This window comes from Kocuria sp. SM24M-10 (assembly GCF_001027955.1).
GTDB lineage: Bacteria > Actinomycetota > Actinomycetes > Actinomycetales > Micrococcaceae > Kocuria > Kocuria oceani.
Map to the genome: position 1 here is coordinate 1 of NZ_LDNX01000129.1, position 17,326 is coordinate 17,326.

Here is a 17,326-nt window from a genome sequence, read left to right on the forward strand (position 1 = left end):
CCGGCCGGGCGTGCCGCAGGATGAGCCTGCGCGCGAGGAGTCAGCGGGTGACCCAGGTACGCTTCGTGACGGAGGACCAGTGGACCGTGTGGCCGTTGGAGAACCGCTGGCGCACCTCCGTGCCGTAGCGGTACTCGTCGGTGACGGGGTAGCCGTAGCCGCGCTCGAAACCGGCGGCCTTCCACCGCTGACCGATCGCCCCGGTCTCCTTCACGACCTTCGCACCGGTCCGGGGGCTCCACAGCACCTTGTGCACGGCGGTGCCGTGGCGGAATACCTGGTAGGCGCCGCCGCCGGTGAGCCCGGTGATCTCGCGGGTGGTGGGGTAGCCCAGGCCGTTCTCCCAGCGGTGGGCGGCGAACTTGCGGCCGATGGCTCCGTTGAAGTTCACCGGCTGGGCGCCGGTGGCGGGGCTCCAGTAGAAAGTGTGGTTCTTGGAGAAGCCCTGCAGCACGCCGCCGCCCATGAGACCGCCGCGTTCGTTGCCGGTGGGGGTGCCGAAGACGGCGGATCCGCCCAGGGCGTGGTACGTGCGCCCGATGGCGCCCTTGAGCGTGTACCCGACGGAACTGATCGGTGCCGTGGTGGGCACGGGAGCAGGGGCCGGAGCCGTGCCCACGGAGCTGCGGGCGTCGGCCGGGGCCTGGCCGGCAGCGTAGCCGTAGGACGCCACGGTGCCCACGAGCTTCCAGCTCTGCTTGTTGCCGGCCAGGGACCCGTCCACGTACGTCAGGCCGATGCCGATGACCGTCATGTCCGGGTCGGTGAGCACCTTGTTGTGTGCGGTGGATCCCTTCCACCAGGTCATGAGGTCGGTGACGGAGCGCTGCCAGGAGACCGCGTGGATCTCGCCGGCGTGTTTCCAGGAACCGGCCCGGGGGTCCTCGAGGAAGGTGTCCGTGTGGTTGATGACCTCCTGGCGGGTCAGCCGGTCGGACTCTCCCTGGGCGATCCCGGAGACCGTGGCCGAGTACTTGACCGGGGCGAGGCCCTTGGCCTTGCGATGGGCGTTGATCAGCTGCAGGAGCTGCTGGGCGTCGGCCGTCCGGGTGCTCGCGGAGACCTGGACGATGTCCGAGCTCGCCGCGGTGGCCGGGGCCGCCACCAGGATGCCGGTGGCGGGGACCGTCAGGGCGAGGGCGGCCGCGGCGAGGACCAGGCGGCCGGATGTGCGGCGGCGCGTCGGGGCGCGATGCTTGGCGTGGCTCATCGGGTCACCCAGATTCTCTTCGTCACGGTGGAGTAGTGCACGGTCCAGTTGTTGGAGAACCTCTGGCGGACCTCCGTGCCGTACCGGTATTCGCCGGTGGTCGGATAGCCGTAGCCGCGCTCGGCCCCGGCGGCGATCCACTCGCGACCGATCGCGCTGTTCTCCTTGAGCCAGTGGGCGCCGGTGGTGGGGCTCCACAGGATCCGATAGACCGCGCTGCCGTTGCGGAACACCTGGTGGGCGCCGCCGTTGACCAGGCCGCTGATCTCGTCGGTGACCGGGTAGCCGTAGCCGCGCTCGAAACCGCCGCGCTTCCAGGCGCCGCCGATGCCCGTGTTCTCCCGGACCAGGTGCGCGCCGGTGGTCTGTGTCCAGAGGAGCTTGTTGACGGCGGTGCCGTGGCGGAATACCTGGTAGGCGCCGCCGCCGGTGAGCCCGGTGATCTCGCGGGTGGTGGGGTAGCCCAGGCCGTTCTCCCAGCGGTGGGCGGCGAACTTGCGGCCGATGGCTCCGTTGAAGTTCACCGGCTGGGCGCCGGTGGCGGGGCTCCAGTAGAAGGTGTGGTTCTTGGAGAAGCCCTGCAGCACGCCGCCGCCCATGAGACCGCCGCGTTCGTTGCCGGTGGGGGTGCCGAAGACGGCGGATCCGCCCAGGGCGTGGTACGTGCGCCCGATGGCGCCCTTGAGCGTGTACCCGGCGGGCTGGACCTCGGTGACGGTGCCGGCAGGGGCGCGGCCGCCGAGGGGCTTGTAATATCGGTTCTTCGCCAGGTCCGCCAGCTGCGCCGAGGTGCCGCCGAAGACGTTGGAGTCCCCGCCGCCGGTGGCCCGCAGGAAGGGCCCGGTCTCGGAGTACTGCCAGATGTCGTAGCGAGTCCACCCAGCCGGGTACTTGTTCGGCGCGGATATGTCGTAGGCGGGCAGGTGCAGGGGGTGGTCGTTGAAGGCCGTGGAGTTGCCGGTGCACTGGTTCCACCAGTAGGCGCCGGTGTAGATCGCCGGAACACGCCCGGTGCGGGCCTTGTAGCGGTTGGAGAAGTCCCGGATCCAGGCGACCATCTGCGCGGGGGTGAGGTTGTAGCAGTAGTCCTGGCCGGCGGTGGCCTCCAGGTCCACCATGCCCGGGAGAGTCCTGCCGTCCGCGGACCAGCCACCGCCGTTGTTGATGAAATAGTCGGCCTGCACAGCTCCAGGGGCATCGTCGGGGTGGGCGAAGTGGTAGGCCCCGCGGATCATCCCTGATTCGTAGGCGCCCTTGTACTGGGCGGCGAACGTCGGGGACTTGTAGCCGCGGACTGGCTGGCCCTTGGTGTTGTAGCCGTCGGCGCTCTCGGTGGCCTTGATGTAGGCGAAGCGTGCGCCGGCTCTGTAGTCCTCGGTCCAGTTGACGACCGACTGGTTGCTGGAGACGTCGAGGCCTTGGATCCCGCTCGGCCGCCATGTCGTGTAGGCGGCCACCGAGCCCAGCCCGCTGGCGGCGGCGCGTCCCTCGGAGTCCTTGAACGACTCGCCGAGGGAGGAGCCGCTGATGGCGGTCCCGTCAGCCACCTGGCCGGTGTCCACGTCCTTCAGGGTCGACACGATCGCGCCGTCGGACTCCACGACCTCGGAGACCAGGTTGCCCTGCTGCTCGGCCGAGAGGGTGGTGGGGGCGGCATCTTCCGTGGCCGCGGTGGGTGTCAGTGTGGTGATGGCCAGCACCGCCGCCGTGAGGGCAGCGGGCAGCGTCAGTCGGGGGGGTGCTTTCACGCTGGGACGCCTAACTCGCATGGATCGTTGGGGGGAACGACTCGTGCAAGGCCATGGGGATGGGGGGAAGATCCTCTGGAGCCACGACGAGTATAAAGGCGCGTTTACATAAATAATCAATAACGGCGCGACGTGTTACACACATTCGGTCGGGTGCGTCTCGGAACGTGGCGCGCGGTGCCGGCGGCCATGATGAACCGCACTCGACCTCCGGAAGAGGACCGTGCACTCGCGCGCACCCCGGTGGTCTGCACGGGCAACGTCCGCCGCTCGCCGCGGGTGTCCGGATGCGGGGATCCTTCCGACCCACGACCGCGGCCTGCACGCAGCCGCCGAGCACCGGACCGGTAGGCCACCCCGGAGGTCCGGCGGGGTGTGGTTCCGGTGCCGGTCGTGGCACAGGAGCGCAACCGGTCGGTGCCCCGGCAGGTGGCGGAGGAGCCGTTCGAGGCCGCCGCCGCCGTCACCGCGCGAACGGCGCGGCGCGCGGAACGGCGCCCAGCACCGCCGGCTGAGCCGCGGCGCACCGGTTCACATCAGGGCGGAGACCAGCCGGCACACGTTGTCGAGGTAGCGGTGGGGCCAGGGCCGGCCCCGCCACTCCTCCAGGGTCAGCTCCCGGCTGATCGCCCGGTACTGCGCGTCGTTGGCCTGCAGCCGGGCCACCAGGTCCCCGCCGAAGGCCAGCAGCATGACCTCGTAGTCCAGGGCGAAGGACCGGAAGTCCAGGTTCGAGGACCCGATCATGGCCACGGTGCCGTCGACGGTGAGGTACTTGGCGTGCAGCACCGCCGGTGCCGGGTAGAGGTGGATGTGCACCCCGGCCTCCAGCAGGGCGCGGTAGTAGGAGCGCTGGGCGTGGCCGACGAAGGACTGGTCGGCCTCCGCGCCGACGAACAGGTCGATCCGCACGCCGCGGTAGGCGGCGGTGGTCAGGGCCGACAGCAGCGACTCGTCGGGCACGAAGTACGGGCTGGTGAGCGCCAGCGTCTCGGTGGCCTGGTGCACCAGCGCCGTGAAGACCCGCAGGTTCGGCTCGGAGGGGAACCCCGGCCCGGAGGGGATGAGCTGCATCGCGTGGGCCGGTCCGGAGGGCACCAGGGACGGTGCGTCCACGACGTGCTCGGCCGGCGTCAGGGTCTGCCCGGTCTCCAGGTACCAGTCCGTGGCGAAGACCGCCTCGACCGCCCGCACGATCTCGCCGCGCACCTGGAGGGTCAGGTCGGTCCACCGCCGCCCGGTGCGGGCGTTGCGGGCGCTGCCGTAGGCCGGGTCGATCATGTTGTGCGAGCCGAGGAAGGCCACCTCGCCGTCGACGACCAGCAGCTTGCGGTGGTTGCGCAGGTCCGGGCGGCGCCACCGGCCGCGCAGCGGGGCGATCGGCATCATCAGGTGCCAGTCGATGCCCGCGTCCGTGAGCCGGCGGCGGAACGCCCGCCAGCCCGGGTACTTCCGCGACCCGAGGTGGTCCATGAGCAGCCGCACCCGCACGCCGCGGCGCACGGCCTGGGCCAGGGCGGTGAAGAACCGGTCGGTGGTCCCGTCCCAGGCCATGATGTAGAACTCCACGTGCACGTAGGTCTGCGCGCTCGCGACGGCCTCGGCCATGGCGGCGTAGGTGCGGGACGCGTCGCCGTGCAGGTCCTCGTGGGTCCCGGTGACACAGGGCATCCCGGTGAGCCGGCGGGTCATCCGCAGCACGGACGCCAGCTCGGCGGACGGGTCGGCGCCGGGAGGCACCGTGGGCCGGTGCCCGGTGTGCTCGGCCAGCAGCCGGTTGACCTGTTCCTGGATCTCGTGCCGGCGCCCGCGCACGTAGGGGCTGCCGATCAGCCAGTACAGCGGGAAGCCGACGACCGGCACGAAGAGGATCAGCAGCAGCCACGCCGAGGACGAGGAGGGACGGCGGTTCTCCGGCACCGTGCCGACGGCCACCAGCTTGAGCCCGTACTCCAGGAGCACGAGTGCCACGGTCACCCAGTGCTCCCACCCCATGGAACGCGCCTTTCCCACAGCGCGCGGTGCGCTGCCGCTGTTCTGCAGTCTCGCGCGCTCCGGGCCGGGGCACCAGCGGGCCGACCGGGCGAACTGTGACGACGCCCCAGGTGCGGCCGTGCCGCCGGAGTGGTTAGGTGTGTGCCACGAGGCAGGTGCGAGGCCGGCGGCGGGGCCGACACGACCCGTGCGGCCGCCGCGCGGCGCGACGGCCACCATCCCGGGAGGGGCGCAGTGGAACGGAGCTACTACCAGCGCGGACGGCTCAGGACCGTGGAGCAGATCGAGGACGTCGCCCCGGTGCAGTCCTCGGCCGCGGGGGTCCGGTGGGAGGCCCTGGGGCCGGAGGTCGACGCCGCCGCCCTCGGAATGCCGGAGGACTGCCTCGAGGCGTTCCACCGGGCGGGCTGGGTCTTCGTGCGCCCCACCCTCGGCACCACCCGGCTCGTCGCGGAGCCGCGGGCGGACGGGACGGCACCGCCGGCCGGGGTCCTGGTCAGGCGCCAGGACGGCCGCTACGGGATCGTCACGCGCCGCCTGGTGGTGCAGCTGCTGCAGGAGATCCCCGAGGAGGACGCCGCCGCCGTCCTGGCGGAGCTGGACCTGGACGAGGTCGGACGGCTGCGCTTCGCCCCGAACCTCTTCGAGGTGGACGCCACGGCCTATCCGGACGCCCTCGACGCCTCCGTGGCCCTGCACGACGACCCCCGGGTCAGCCTCGCCGAGCCCAGCTTCCAGGAGCACGTCCCCGGCCGGGCCGCGCCGGCCGACCCCCGCTACCGGGAGCAGTGGCAGTGGTCGAACACCGGGCAGACCGGCGGCACGCCCGGCGCGGACGTCGCCGCCGAGGCCTCCTGGGAGCGCACCCGCGGGGCCGGCGTGCGGGTGGCCGTGATCGACAACGGCTTCCTGACCACGCACGAGGACCTGCGGGACGGGGTGCTGGGCACGTCCGGGTACTTCACCGACCCCGGCCCGGCACCCGGCGGACGGCCGCGGTTCGTGCCCGGCACGGCCGGCATGCCGTCCGGCGACCACGGGACCTTCTGCGCCGGGATGGTCGGCGCCCGGCAGGGCAACGACCGGGGCGGCTCCGGGGCCGCCCCTGAGTGCGGGCTCGTGCTGCTGGCGTGCCTGCCGGACCAGGTCGGCGACCAGACGACCCTGGCGCGGGCGGTGGCCTGCGCCGCCGATCCGTCGTCGGAGGTCCCCGGGGCCGATCCGGGGCCCGGGGCCGACATCGTGGTCTGCAGCCTGGGCCCCAACGACGCCGCGTGGGAGCTGGCCACGGTGCTGGACCTGGCGCTGGCCTCGGTGGCGCGCGGGGCCCGCGGCGGCGCCGGCATGGCGGTCTTCTGGGCGGCCAGCAACGGGCGGAACGTCGACGTGCTCGAGGACGAGGTCGTCTCCCACCCGGACGTGGTCGCCGTGGTGCGCTCCACCCACGACGACCTCGAGGACCACGCGGCCCGGGGTCCGGCGGTCGAGCTGATCGCGCCGGGCGTGGACGTGTTGAGCACCGGGGGCGACGGCGGCTACCACGTGGCCACCGGCACGAGCTTCGCGGCCCCGTGCGCGGCCGGCTGCGCGGCCCTGGCGCTGGCGGTGAACCCCGGGCTCACCGGGGCGCAGCTGCGGGCGGTCCTGCGGCAGTCCGCGGCGAAGATCGGCGGCGCGTCCTACGACGACGCCGGGCACGACGACGACTACGGCTACGGGCGGGTCAGCGCCGCGGCCGCCGTGCAGGCGGCCGCGGCCCTGCTCCCCGCGCCGGTGAGGGAGATGTCATGAGCGAGGACGATCCGACCGAGGACGTGGTGGGCGGCGGTCCGTTCCTGCCCCCGCTGATCCACGTGGAGGTCCACGGGGCCGAGCTGGGCGACCTGCGGGACTTCGCCCGGGAGACCGGCGCGGACCTGGGCTGCCGGGCCACCCCGCGGCGGGAGGCCGAGGGCTGGACGGTGGACGCCTACCTGCCGGAGGACCGGCTCGAGGCCGCCCGCGGCGCCCGCTCCGGGGCCCGGGTGCGGCTGGAGGTCCGGGAGAACGCCACCGCCGTGGGCCGGGAGCGCCAGGCCGAGGTCGGCACCGGCAACCGGTTCCTCGCCCGTGACGCGGCGGCGGGCGAGGCGGTCCGCGGCCGGGCGGTACCGGGTGGAGCGGCACCGGGAGAAGCCGCGGACGGTGAGGCCGGCCGCGGCGCGGCCACCGTTCCCGGCACGCAGCTGCGTCCCGTGCGGGGCCTGGGGGGAAAGCGCTGATCGCCATGAGCTACCTCAACGTCGACGAGATCGAGACGGCCCTGCAGTCCCTGGCCGCCGAGTACCCCGGGCTCACGGAGCTCATCGAGCTGCCGCACCGCACGCACGAGGGCCGGCGCGTGCGGTGCCTGCGCATCGGGGCCGATCCGCAGCGCCCCGGGGTGCTGCTGCTGGGCGGGGTGCACGCCCGGGAGTGGGTGCCGCCGGACGCGCTCGTGTCCCTGGCCGCGGACCTGCTGGAGGCCGCCACCCGCGGCACGGGCCTCGACTACGGGGACCACCGGGTGCCCGCCGACCAGGTACGGCAGGTGCTGGAGGGCACCAACCTCTACGTCGTCGCGTGCGTCAACCCGGACGGGCGCCGGCACAGCCAGACCGCCGAGCCCATGTGGCGTAAGAACCGGCGCCCGCACCCGGCCGGCGGCCTCTGCACCGGGGTGGACGTCAACCGCAACTTCGACTTCCTCTGGGAGCACACCGCGAAGTTCCACCCCGACGCGGACGTGGCCACCTCCGCCGACCCCTGCGACCCCCGCCAGGTCTACCGCGGGCCCGCGGCCGCCTCGGAGCCGGAGACCCGCAACGTCGTGCACCTGCTGGACACCCGTCCGGGGATCCGCTGTCACGTGGACGTGCACAGCTTCGTGCCGGTGATCCTGCACAACTGGGGCAGCGACGAGCACCAGAGCACGGACCAGGAGCAGAACTTCCGCAATCCCGCCTTCGACGCGCTGCGCGGGATCCCCGGGGACACCGCCTACCAGGAGTACCTCCCGGCCGCGGACCTCGAGGCCGAGCTGGCGCTCGGGGCGCGGATGAGCGAGGCGATCCGGGAGGTGCGCGGGGACGAGTACCCGGTGGTGCCGGCCTTCGGCGGGCTGTATCCCACCTCCGGGGCCAGCGACGACTACGCCTACAGCCGGCACTTCAGCGACCCGTCCCGGACCCGGGTGCTGGGCTTCACGATCGAGTGCGCCCACAGCTTCCAGCCGCCCTGGGCCGAGGCCGAGCAGGTCATCCGTGAGGTGTCCGCGGGCCTGCTGGCGCTCGCCGTGGCCGTCACCGACCCGGCGGCGCCCGAGGTCCGCACGCCCGCGGAACGGGAGGGCTCCGCCTGAGCATCGCGGCCGCTCCGGTGACCCGGCCCGGCCCGGTGCTCGGGCGCCGTTCGGGGCCGGTGCGTCAGCGCTGCCCGGCACGGCGGATCGGACCCGACCTGTTCCGGTCTGCCGGGCGGCGACGAGGTCAGGCCCTCGGGCCCCGGCAGCGGTCGAAGGTCTCCCGGGCCACCGACCAGGTGGTCTTGCCCACCTCGAAGTGGTCGGTGAGCATGTACACCCCGACCCAGCGCTGATAGGTCCACGCCCGGTCCAGGAACCTGGGGTCTCCCGGCCCGGTGTAGCGGTCGTAGACGGCACGGACGAACTCCTCGCCGTACTCGTGCAGCTCGGCGAAGTCCACGGCCGGGTCCCCCAGGCACATGTCGCTGAAGTCGATGACCCCCAGCCGCCCGGCGGCCTCGTCCCAGAGCAGGTGCCGGCTGTAGACGTCGTTGTGGGAGAACACCACCGGCAGGTCCGCGGCCAGCAGCGCGTCGACGTCGGCGAGGATTTCCTCCACCTCGGCCAGCTCACCGGGCGTCAGCACGGCCGGCAGATGGGCCGCGACCCCCTCGCGGACCTCCCGCTGGTCCTCCGCCAGGTAGGACGACGGCACCCGCTCCAGCGGCGTCCCGGCGACCGGGGCGGTGTGCAGGGCGGAGAGGAACCCGGCCAGCTGACCGACGAGGGCCTCCCGCTGCACCGCCGGAAGGGCGGCCATCAGCTCCGGGGTCAGCGTCCGCCCCGGCACGATCGGATAGCCGGCGAACGAGCCGTCGGGCGCCACCCGGTCGTAGCGCGGGATCCGGACCGGCAGCGGCCCGGCGAGACCGTCGCCGGCAGGATCACCGGATCGATCACCCGGCCGATCAGCGGAGTGGTCGGCCAGACGACCGGCGAGGTGGTCGAGGACCTCGATCTCCCGGCCGAGTCCGTCCGCGTAGGGCGCCTGGAGCGGGAAGCGGAACACCCGGGCGTCGTCGAGGAGGACGACGACGTGGTCCCAGCCCTCCGTGATGCGCCGGGCCCGGGACCAGCGCAGGTCCGGGAAGGCGGCGGCGATCCGGTCCAGCTCGTCCATGGGAGTCCTTCCGTGCGGCCCGGCTGCCCGCCGGCTGTGCCCAGGATAGAGCCGTCCCCGGGGCCACGGCACGGGAGCCGGACCGCTCACGGCGGAGCCGCTCAGGGCGGAGCCGCGCACAGCAGAAACGGGTTCCGCCCGGTGCGGGCCGGGTCCACGCTGGGGCCATGAACACCACCACCGCACCACCCAGGACCCCGCTCGACGACGAACTGGCCTCCCGGCTGCTGGAGCAGCGCATCATCGTGCTGGGCGCCGAGCTGGACCAGGCCACCGGCAACCGGCTGTGCACCCAGCTGCTGCTGCTCTCCGCCCAGGACCCGCGCCGGGACATCAGCCTGTGGATCAACTCCCCGGGCGGCTCCGTCCCGGCGATGCTCGCGATCATGGACGTCATGCGGATCATCCCCAACGACGTCTCCACCCTCGCCATGGGGCTGGCCTGCAGCGCCGGGCAGTTCCTGCTCTCGGCCGGCACCCCGGGCAAGCGCTACGCCCTGCCGCACGCGCGGATCCTGCTGCACCAGGGCTCGGCCGGGATCGGCGGCACCGCGGTGGACATCGCCATCCAGGCCGAGGACCTGCGCCACACCCGGGACACGGTCCTCGGGCTCATCGCCGAGCACACCGGCCGGCCGATCGAGCAGATCACGGCCGACTCCCAGCGCGACCGCTGGTTCACCGCCGAGGAGGCCCGCGCCTACGGGTTCGTGGACCGGGTCATCGCCGGGCTCGACGACGTGCGGCCCCGCGCCGCCACTCCCACCGCGACGCCCGCCGCGTCGCCCGCCGTTGCGGGGGTGGGGTCATGAGCACCTACACCGTGCCCTACGTCGTCGAGCGCACGCCCCACGGGGAGCGCAGCATGGACGTCTTCAGCCGGCTGCTGGCCGAGCGGATCGTCTACCTCGGCACCGAGATCGACGACGGCGTCGCCAACGTCCTGATCGCCCAGCTGCTCTACCTCGACTCCTACGGCTCCGAGCAGCCGATCGGCTTCTACATCAACTCCCCGGGCGGCTCCACCACGGCGATGCTCGCCGTCTACGACGCCATCCAGTACGTGGGCGCCCCCGTGGACACCACCTGCGTGGGCCAGGCCGCCTCGGCGGCCGCGGTGCTGCTGGCCGCCGGCGCCCCGGGCCGCCGCTCCGTGCTGCCGCACGCCCGGGTGGTCCTGCACCAGCCCGCCGCCCAGGGCCAGGGCACCATTCCGGACCTCATCCTCGAGGCCGAGCAGATCGCCCGCACCCGCGCGCAGCTGGAGGAGGTCCTGGCCCGGCACACCGGGCGCACCCCGCAGCAGATCCGCGAGGACACCGACCGGGACCTGGTGCTCACCGCCGAGGAGGCGGTGGCCTACGGGGTGGCCGACCGGGTGGTCACCCCGCGGGAGGTCCGGGCCCGGTGACCCGGGGCATCGGCACCGCGGGACGGCGCTGCGGGGCGCGGCCGCTCAGACGGCCAGGGCCACAGGCCCGGCCAGGCAGACCGGCCCGCCCGGCACCACCCAGGCGGCCGGGGACGCGTCCCGCAGCACCCCGGTGGTCCCGGCCGTGAGGTCGAGCAGGTTCAGCCCCAGCGCCCCGACCACCGCGGCGATGATCTCCGAGGACGGGTCCTTCACCCCGCGCTCGATCTCCGAGAGGTACTGCGTGGACACCCCGGAGGTGCGGGCCACCTGCGCCAGGGTCAGGCCCTGGGCCAGGCGGTGGCGGCGCAGGAACATCCCCAGCACCGACCGCCACAACGGGTCCACGGGCGCTCGCGGCGCCGCCCGCTCCCGGGGCGCGGGCGCCGGGAGATAGGCCGGTGTGGGCTCGATCACGTCGCTCATGGACCCATGCTAGGTCCGTCCCGGCGCCGGCGGGCGGGTCCTCTGCTGTGAGCGGATCACCGCGCGCCTGTCCCCGCGGCGGACGCGGTGGGATACTGCTGGCATGGGATCGCCGCAGGTGGGCGAGCTGGTCCAGGAGGGGGCGAGGGCGCTCGAGCAGGCCGACTGGCCCGCCGCGCGCCGGGCCCTCGAGCGCGTCCTGGACAGCGGCGGATCCTCCGAGCACGCGGTGGCCGCCGAGGGCCTGGGCCTGGCCCTGTGGTTCGAGGGCCGGATCGCGGAGGGCATCGAGTGGCGCGAGCGCGCCGTCGGCAGCTACGCGGCCCAGCACCGGGTCCACGACGCCGCCCGGGTGGCGGCCTGGGTGTCCGACCAGCACCTGATCGCGGGCCGCCCGTCCGCGGCCCGGGGCTGGCTCGCCCGGGCCGAACGGGTCCTCGGGGACACCCCCACCGGCGTGGGGCACGGCTGGGTGGCGATCGGGCGGGCGCAGCAGGCCGAGGCCGTCGAGGAGCAGGCCGCCCAGGCAGAGCGGGCGCTGCGCATCGGCCGGGAGACCGGGGCGGAGGACCTCGAGATCCTCGCGCTGAGCCTGCTGGGCAAGGCGGAGCTGACCGCCGGGCACCGGGAACCGGGCCTGCGGCTGCTCGAGGAGGCCATGGTCGCGGCCACGGCGGGCCGGATCCGCAACGTCCACACCCTGGGCGAGACCTACTGCACCCTGGTGGCGGCCTGCGCCGAGGCCGAGGAGTGGGAGCGTGTGGTGGAGTGGTGCGAGCGCGTGGAGGACTTCGCGCAGACCCACCAGGCGGCGCCGTTGCTGGGGGTGTGCCGGACCGTGCACGCCGACGTGCTGATCGCCACAGGCCACTGGGCCGAGGCCGAGGCGGCGCTGACGTCCGCCCTGGCCACCCACGCCCGCGCCATTCCGGAGCTCAGCGTCCCGGCCCGCGCCTCCCTCGCCGAGCTGCGGATCCACCAGGGCCGGCTGCGCGAGGCGGAGCACCTGCTCGCCCGGCGCGAGGAGCACCCCGCGACCCTGCGGGCCCTGGCGCTGCTGCACCTGGCCGAAGGGCGGGCGCAGGTGGCGGTCTCCCTGCTCGAGCGCGGCCTGTCCGAGACGGAGGGGCACGCGGTGCGCACCGCGCAGCTGCTGGCCGCCCTCGTCGACGCCCGCTTGACGGCCGGGGACCCCGCCGGTGCGGAGGTGGCCGTCGAGCAGCTCCAGCGCATCGCCGAGGAGTCCGGGGTGCGGCTCGGCGCGGCGCGCGCCGACCTGGCGGCGGCCCGGCTCGCCCTGGCCACCGGGGACCGCGCCGCTGCGGCGGAGTCCGCCCGGCGGGCCCTGCGGGCCTTCGGCGTGCTGGCGATGCCGCTGGACGTCGGTCTCGCCCGGCTGGAACTGGCGCGTGCGGTGCTGGGGGACTCGCCGGAGCTGGCGCGGGAGGAGGTGCTGGCCGCCCAGACCGCCTTCCGGGAGCTCGGGGCCGCCCGGGAGCTGGACGCCGCGGCCCGGCTCCTGCGCGAACTCGGGGGCGGCACGGCACCCCGGCCGCGGAGCAGCGGCGAGCTGACCGCGCGCGAGCACGAGGTGCTGGACCTCATCGCCCTCGGGATGTCCAACGCGCGGATCGCCCGGGTGCTGGGGATCAGCCAGAAGACCGCCGGGCACCACGTGAGCCGGATCCTGACGAAGCTCGGGGTGCACAACCGCGCGGAGGCGGCCGCGCACACGGTGGCCACCGGCTGGGACAGCGGCTGACGGACCGGAGCCGGGGGACACGGGCAGGGGTGGCGGGACAGGAGCTGCGGATAGGGACCGGGGGATGGGGACCGGATAGGGCGTTCTCCCGATGTCCGGCCCCGCCGATCGGCGGATGCTGGATGGCGTGACATCCCTTCACCGCACACCAGCAGCAGGCCTCGACCCGAGGCATTCGCACCACCGATCAGGAGACCCCGCCATGTCACAGACCCTCAGCACCCCGGCACCCGGCACCCCCACGGCCGACCAGCAGCTCAAGGCCAAGCACCGCGCCATCTGGGCCTCGGGCGACTACCCGGCCATGGTGGAGACGTTCCTGCTCCCGCTGGGCCCGCGCCTCGTCGAGGCCGCCGGCATCAGCGCCGGCCGGCGCGTCCTGGACGTCGGCGCCGGCACCGGCAACGCCTCCCTGCCCGCGGCCGCCACGGGCGCCCGCGTCACCGCGAGCGACCTGACGCCCGAACTGCTTGACGTCGGCCGGCGCCGCGCCGAGGCCGCCGGGCTCCACCTCGACTGGATCGAGGCCGACGCCGAGGACCTCCCGTTCGCGGACGGCTCCTACGACGTGGTGATGTCCTGCATCGGCGCCATGTTCGCTCCCCACCACCAGCGCACGGCCGACGAGCTGGTGCGGGTGACCCGCCCCGGCGGGACCCTCGCGCTGCTGAGCTGGACGCCCGAGGGGCTGGTGGGGGAGCTCTTCCGCACCATGAAGCCCTTCGCCCCCGCCCCGCCGCCGGGTGTGCAGCCGGCGCCGCTGTGGGGCAGCGAGGAGCACGTCCGGGGGCTGTTCGGCGGACGGGTGGAGTTCGCCACGGTCCACCGGGACGTCCTCGAGGTCACAGCCTTCGCCCGGGCCCGCGACTTCGGCGAGCACTTCCGGGCCAACTACGGCCCCGCCGTCGCCGTCCGGGCCAACGCGGCACGGGAGGGCCGGGCCGAGGAGTTCGACGCGGCGCTCGACGAGCTGTGCGAGCGCTGGAACCGCGGCACCGCCGACCGGGCCCGCTTCGAGATGGAGTACCTGCTCACGACCGGCACCCGCGCCTGAGCCGCGCCGGGTGAGCCCAGGATCCGCACGGCCCCGGAGGTCACCTCCGGGGCCGTGCGGCCGTCCGCGTGCAGGGCGGTGCTCCGTGGGGTCAGCCCGGGGTGGAGGACGGCCGCCCGGTGCGGGAGCCGAGCAGTGCGCGCGCCGTGGTGCGGGCGAGCGCCACGGGATCGGAGGGGGCACCGCGCAACAGGCTGCTGAGCACCCCGTTGTAGAGCAGCAGCAGCGTGGAGGCCGTCGCGGCCGGGTCCTCGTGCCCGGCGTCGCGGGCCAGGCCCGTCAGCCGGTCGGTGACGATCCGGGTGTCCTGGCGAATCAGCTCGAAGACCGGGTCGCTGCGCCCGTCCTCGGGGGCGGGGCGCTCGGAGGCGGTGGCCAGGAAGCAGCACCACTGGGTCGGTCCCGCGGCGGCGCGGAAGGTCTCGACGGCGTCGAAGACCGCCAGCAGGCGCTCCTCCGCGGAGCCGGCACCGGCCACGGCCGCGTCCCAGTGCTGCGTCCAGGCGTCGAGCCGGCGGGAGAGCACCTCGCGCAGGAGGTTGTCCTTGGAACCGAAGTGCTTGTACAGCGTCACGATCGCCACGCCGGCGGAGGCAGCCACCCGGTCCACGCCCGTGACGGCGATGCCCTCCTGGAAGAAGAGCGTCTCGGCGGCGTCGAGGATGCGATCCCGGGTCTGCTGGGGGTTGGCCATGCCGCTAGTATAACGACTGTTATGGTGAAACGATCGTTATGCTGATGGAGGTGCCGGCATGGTGGGAACCACGGTGGACCGACGCGGTGCGTCCGGTCTGGGGGCGGCGGTGGCGGGGATGCTGCTGATCGCGGCGACGTACGGCATGGCCCGGTTCGGGGTGGGCCTGTTCGCGCCCCGGATCGGTGCGCAGCGGCCGGAGCTCATGGACGTCCTCGGCTGGGCGGGGGCCGCGCAGTTCACCTCCTACTCCCTGGCGGCCGTGCTGGCCGCCCGGCTGGTGGACCGGCGTCCTCGAGCCGGCCTGCTGCTGGCGGGCACCACGGCGGTCACGGGGTGCCTGGGCGTGGCGGTCGCCCCCACCCCGGCGCTGTTCGTGCTCGCGGTGTTCATCGGCGGAATGGGCGGGGGCTTCGCCTCTCCCGCCCTGGTGCCGGTCATCGACGCAGTGGTGGCCCCGCGCGCCGGCGCGGCGGCGCAGTCCGTGGTGAACTCCGGAACGGCCGTGGGGGTGATCGGGGCCGGCGTGGTCGCCTCGGCGGCCGCGTCGGTCGGCGCGGCCTGGCTGTTCATGGCCCTGGTCTGCGCGGCGGCCACGGTGGCGGCGTGGTGGCCCGTCCGGGCGCGCGGTGACCTGCCGGCCGCCCGGCCCGCCGCGGCTCCGCCCGCCCTGCCGGTCCGGGGCCCGTGGCGGCTGCTCGCCGTCCCGGCCGCGGCGGCGGTGATCGCCGGAGCCGGTTCCGCCCTGATCTGGACCTTCGGGCCGCTGCTGATCACCGCCTCCGGTGCCGTGCCCGCGGAGCGGGTCGGCCGGCTGTGGATCGCCCTGGGGCTCGGGGGAGTGCTCGGCGTCCTTACCGGAGCGCTCGTGCGGCGGGCGGGCACCCGCGGCGGATGGTGCTGGTGTGCGGGCGCCCTGGCCGTGGCCGAGGCCGGCGTCGGGGTGTCCGTGGCGGTGGGCAGCGCCGGAGCGGCCTACGCCGGCATGGCGATCTTCGGTGCCGGCTACATGGGCCTGTCGGGCGTGCTCATCCTCTGGGCGCGCCAGGTCTGGCCCGGCAGCGCCGGGGCGGGCACGTCCGTGCTCTTCATCGCCCTGGCCACCGGGCAGGCCCTGGGCTCCGTGGGCTTCGGGCTGGCCCGCGACCTCGTGGACCCCGCCGTCCTGGCGGTGCTGGCCGCCGGACTCTGCGCCGCCGGTGGTCTCGCCGCGCTGGCCGGACGGCGGTGACCCCGCCGTCCGAGCGGCTCCGGAAGCATCACAACGCGGCCGCCGGGACCGCAATCTTCCGCCGATCCTTGATCAGCAACCACAGGGTTGCCTATTCTGGTCGCGTGGACATCCTCTTCCAGGCGCTCGCGCACCCCGCGCGGCGGATCCTGCTCGAGGAGCTGGGCGCGCGCAACGATCAGAGCCTCTTCGAGCTGACCGTGCGCCTGACCACCGGCCACGGCCTGTCCCTGACCCGCCAGGCCGTGACCAAGCACCTGGCCGTGCTGCGCGAGGCCGGCCTGGTGACCAGCACCGTCCGGGGCCGCACCACGGTGCACCACCTGGACACCACCCCGCTCACCGACCTGCGGCAGTGGCTGGACGCCCTGCCGCCCCCACCGAAGGACGAGTCATGAGAATCACCACCGCCAGCATCTTCGTGGACGACCAGGCCAAGGCCCTGGAGTTCTACACCACCAAGCTCGGCTTCCAGCTCAAGACCGACGTGCCGGCCGGGCCCTTCCGCTGGCTGACCGTGGTTTCGCCCGAGGTCCCGGACGGCGTGGAGCTGTTGCTGGAGCCCTCCGAGCACCCGGCCGTCCGCCCGTTCAAGGAGGCGCTGGTGGCCGACGGCATCCCCTTCAACAGCTTCGCCGTGAAGGACGTGCAGGCCGAGTACGAGCGGCTCAATGGGCTGGGGGTGCGCTTCGTGCAGGAGCCGGCGCAGATGGGGCCGGTGACCACCGCGGTGCTCGACGACACCTGCGGCAACCTCATCCAGATCGCGGCGATGAACGAACCGGGGTAGGGCCCCGGGCGGTGAGACCGTCCGACAGGTGGCACCGTCGTGTGTGCCACGTTGACACGGTCCTGCGATCAGGCAGCGCGCGCCGACCAGCGGTCCGCTGCGTGGCTCAGGTGCTCGGTCTTCAGGCGGCGCAGCACCGGCAGCAGAGATGCGGGGGTGTAGTCCGGCTTGGCGACCACGGGGGTGCCCTCGTGCCCGTGGGCGGCGAGGAGGGCCTCGAAGCCGGATTCGTGGCGCTCCAGCAGCACGTGGCTGAAGTAGTGCTCGTTGAACACCCGGGACAGCTCCAGGGCGTAGGCCCAGGTGGGGGAGCCGGCCTCGGTGCAGGCCTGGGAGCAGTCCCAGTCGGCGGGGGTTCCCACGGCCTCGAGCTGCGAGCGCAGCACGCGCTCCAGGGCCTCCGGGGTGAAGGCGACGGTGAGCTCGGCGACGTCGTCGACGATCTCGAACCGGGTGACGGTGAGGCCGGCGGGGGAGCCGGAGCGCAGGTAGCGCTGGGCGTCGGTGAACAGGGGGGTGGGGGTCATCGGATTCTCGCTTGTCCGTCGAGGGGGATACGGAGC

Annotated in this window: 17 protein-coding genes; 10 read left to right on the forward strand and 7 right to left on the reverse strand. The window is 74.0% G+C overall.

All coding sequences use genetic code 11. The features are described 5' to 3' along the window. Positions 1-40: 40 nt before the first annotated feature. The 3 genes from ABL57_RS15210 to cls all read right to left on the reverse strand — a co-directional run bounded on the left by ABL57_RS15210 (position 41) and on the right by cls (position 4,953). A complete protein-coding gene (locus ABL57_RS15210; RefSeq protein ID WP_047804324.1) occupies positions 41-1,210 on the reverse strand; it encodes a CAP domain-containing protein in 1,170 nt (389 codons plus the stop codon). After that, positions 1,207-2,958 carry a GH25 family lysozyme gene (locus tag ABL57_RS23145; RefSeq protein WP_238986083.1) on the reverse strand — a complete coding sequence of 584 codons (1,752 nt, stop codon included), beginning with the start codon at positions 2,956-2,958 and terminating at the stop codon, positions 1,207-1,209. Before ABL57_RS23145 ends, ABL57_RS15210 begins: the two co-directional genes overlap by 4 nt. Before the next feature lie 531 nt (positions 2,959-3,489). Next, positions 3,490-4,953: a cardiolipin synthase gene (gene cls / locus ABL57_RS15220; protein ID WP_047804325.1), complete on the reverse strand. Its 1,464-nt coding sequence runs from the start codon at positions 4,951-4,953 to the stop codon at positions 3,490-3,492. 234 nt (positions 4,954-5,187) lie between these two features. Between cls and ABL57_RS15225 the strand changes: the two genes are divergently transcribed. From ABL57_RS15225 to ABL57_RS15235, 3 genes are read left to right on the forward strand one after another with little or no spacing between them, the layout of a single operon-like run. Then, entirely contained in the window at positions 5,188-6,744 is a 1,557-nt protein-coding gene (locus tag ABL57_RS15225) for a S8 family serine peptidase (protein ID WP_047804326.1), read from the forward strand. Further along, the gene (locus ABL57_RS15230) at positions 6,741-7,214 is read left to right on the forward strand and encodes a hypothetical protein (protein WP_047804327.1); all 474 of its coding nucleotides are present in this window, start codon (positions 6,741-6,743) and stop codon (positions 7,212-7,214) included. Before ABL57_RS15225 ends, ABL57_RS15230 begins: the two co-directional genes overlap by 4 nt. Positions 7,215-7,219: 5 nt before the next feature. Continuing rightward, positions 7,220-8,332: a M14 family metallopeptidase gene (locus ABL57_RS15235; protein WP_047804328.1), complete on the forward strand. Its 1,113-nt coding sequence runs from the start codon at positions 7,220-7,222 to the stop codon at positions 8,330-8,332. A 127-nt stretch (positions 8,333-8,459) separates the two neighbouring features. On the opposite strand, the gene ABL57_RS15240 is transcribed toward ABL57_RS15235, so the two are convergent. Continuing rightward, the gene (locus ABL57_RS15240; RefSeq protein WP_082157482.1) at positions 8,460-9,395 is read right to left on the reverse strand and encodes a phosphotransferase family protein; all 936 of its coding nucleotides are present in this window, start codon (positions 9,393-9,395) and stop codon (positions 8,460-8,462) included. Between the two features lie 167 nt (positions 9,396-9,562). Between ABL57_RS15240 and ABL57_RS15245 the strand changes: the two genes are divergently transcribed. Further along, entirely contained in the window at positions 9,563-10,207 is a 645-nt protein-coding gene (locus ABL57_RS15245; RefSeq protein WP_047804329.1) for a ClpP family protease, read from the forward strand. Then, on the forward strand, positions 10,204-10,806 hold the full coding sequence (locus ABL57_RS15250) for a ClpP family protease (RefSeq protein ID WP_047804330.1): 603 nt from the start codon (positions 10,204-10,206) through the stop codon (positions 10,804-10,806). Before ABL57_RS15245 ends, ABL57_RS15250 begins: the two co-directional genes overlap by 4 nt. 45 nt (positions 10,807-10,851) lie before the next feature. On the opposite strand, the gene ABL57_RS15255 is transcribed toward ABL57_RS15250, so the two are convergent. Next, complete coding sequence (locus tag ABL57_RS15255; RefSeq protein ID WP_047804331.1) at positions 10,852-11,232, reverse strand: helix-turn-helix domain-containing protein; 381 nt, start codon at positions 11,230-11,232, stop codon at positions 10,852-10,854. A gap of 103 nt (positions 11,233-11,335) precedes the next feature. Here ABL57_RS15255 and ABL57_RS15260 point away from each other — a divergent pair, with 103 nt between their 5' ends. Then, positions 11,336-12,994, forward strand: coding sequence for a LuxR family transcriptional regulator (locus ABL57_RS15260; RefSeq protein ID WP_047804332.1), 1,659 nt, complete (start codon positions 11,336-11,338; stop codon positions 12,992-12,994). 202 nt (positions 12,995-13,196) lie between these two features. Then, the gene (locus ABL57_RS15265) at positions 13,197-14,048 is read left to right on the forward strand and encodes a class I SAM-dependent methyltransferase (protein ID WP_047804333.1); all 852 of its coding nucleotides are present in this window, start codon (positions 13,197-13,199) and stop codon (positions 14,046-14,048) included. Positions 14,049-14,139: 91 nt separating this feature from the next. On the opposite strand, the gene ABL57_RS15270 is transcribed toward ABL57_RS15265, so the two are convergent. Beyond that, positions 14,140-14,742, reverse strand: a complete 603-nt coding sequence (locus tag ABL57_RS15270) for a TetR/AcrR family transcriptional regulator (RefSeq protein ID WP_047804334.1) — start codon at positions 14,740-14,742, stop codon at positions 14,140-14,142. A 58-nt stretch (positions 14,743-14,800) separates the two neighbouring features. Between ABL57_RS15270 and ABL57_RS15275 the strand changes: the two genes are divergently transcribed. The 3 genes from ABL57_RS15275 to ABL57_RS15285 all read left to right on the forward strand — a co-directional run bounded on the left by ABL57_RS15275 (position 14,801) and on the right by ABL57_RS15285 (position 16,763). Continuing rightward, positions 14,801-15,973 (forward strand): MFS transporter, encoded by a 1,173-nt coding sequence (locus ABL57_RS15275; RefSeq protein ID WP_053005009.1) that lies wholly within the window; start codon positions 14,801-14,803, stop codon positions 15,971-15,973. A 104-nt stretch (positions 15,974-16,077) separates the two neighbouring features. Further along, positions 16,078-16,371, forward strand: coding sequence for a helix-turn-helix transcriptional regulator (locus ABL57_RS15280; RefSeq protein WP_082157483.1), 294 nt, complete (start codon positions 16,078-16,080; stop codon positions 16,369-16,371). Continuing rightward, the gene (locus tag ABL57_RS15285; protein ID WP_047804335.1) at positions 16,368-16,763 is read left to right on the forward strand and encodes a VOC family protein; all 396 of its coding nucleotides are present in this window, start codon (positions 16,368-16,370) and stop codon (positions 16,761-16,763) included. Before ABL57_RS15280 ends, ABL57_RS15285 begins: the two co-directional genes overlap by 4 nt. 68 nt (positions 16,764-16,831) lie before the next feature. Here the strand turns inward: ABL57_RS15285 and ABL57_RS15290 are convergent, their stop codons facing one another. Beyond that, positions 16,832-17,290: a hypothetical protein gene (locus tag ABL57_RS15290; RefSeq protein ID WP_047804336.1), complete on the reverse strand. Its 459-nt coding sequence runs from the start codon at positions 17,288-17,290 to the stop codon at positions 16,832-16,834. Positions 17,291-17,326: the final 36 nt, after the last annotated feature.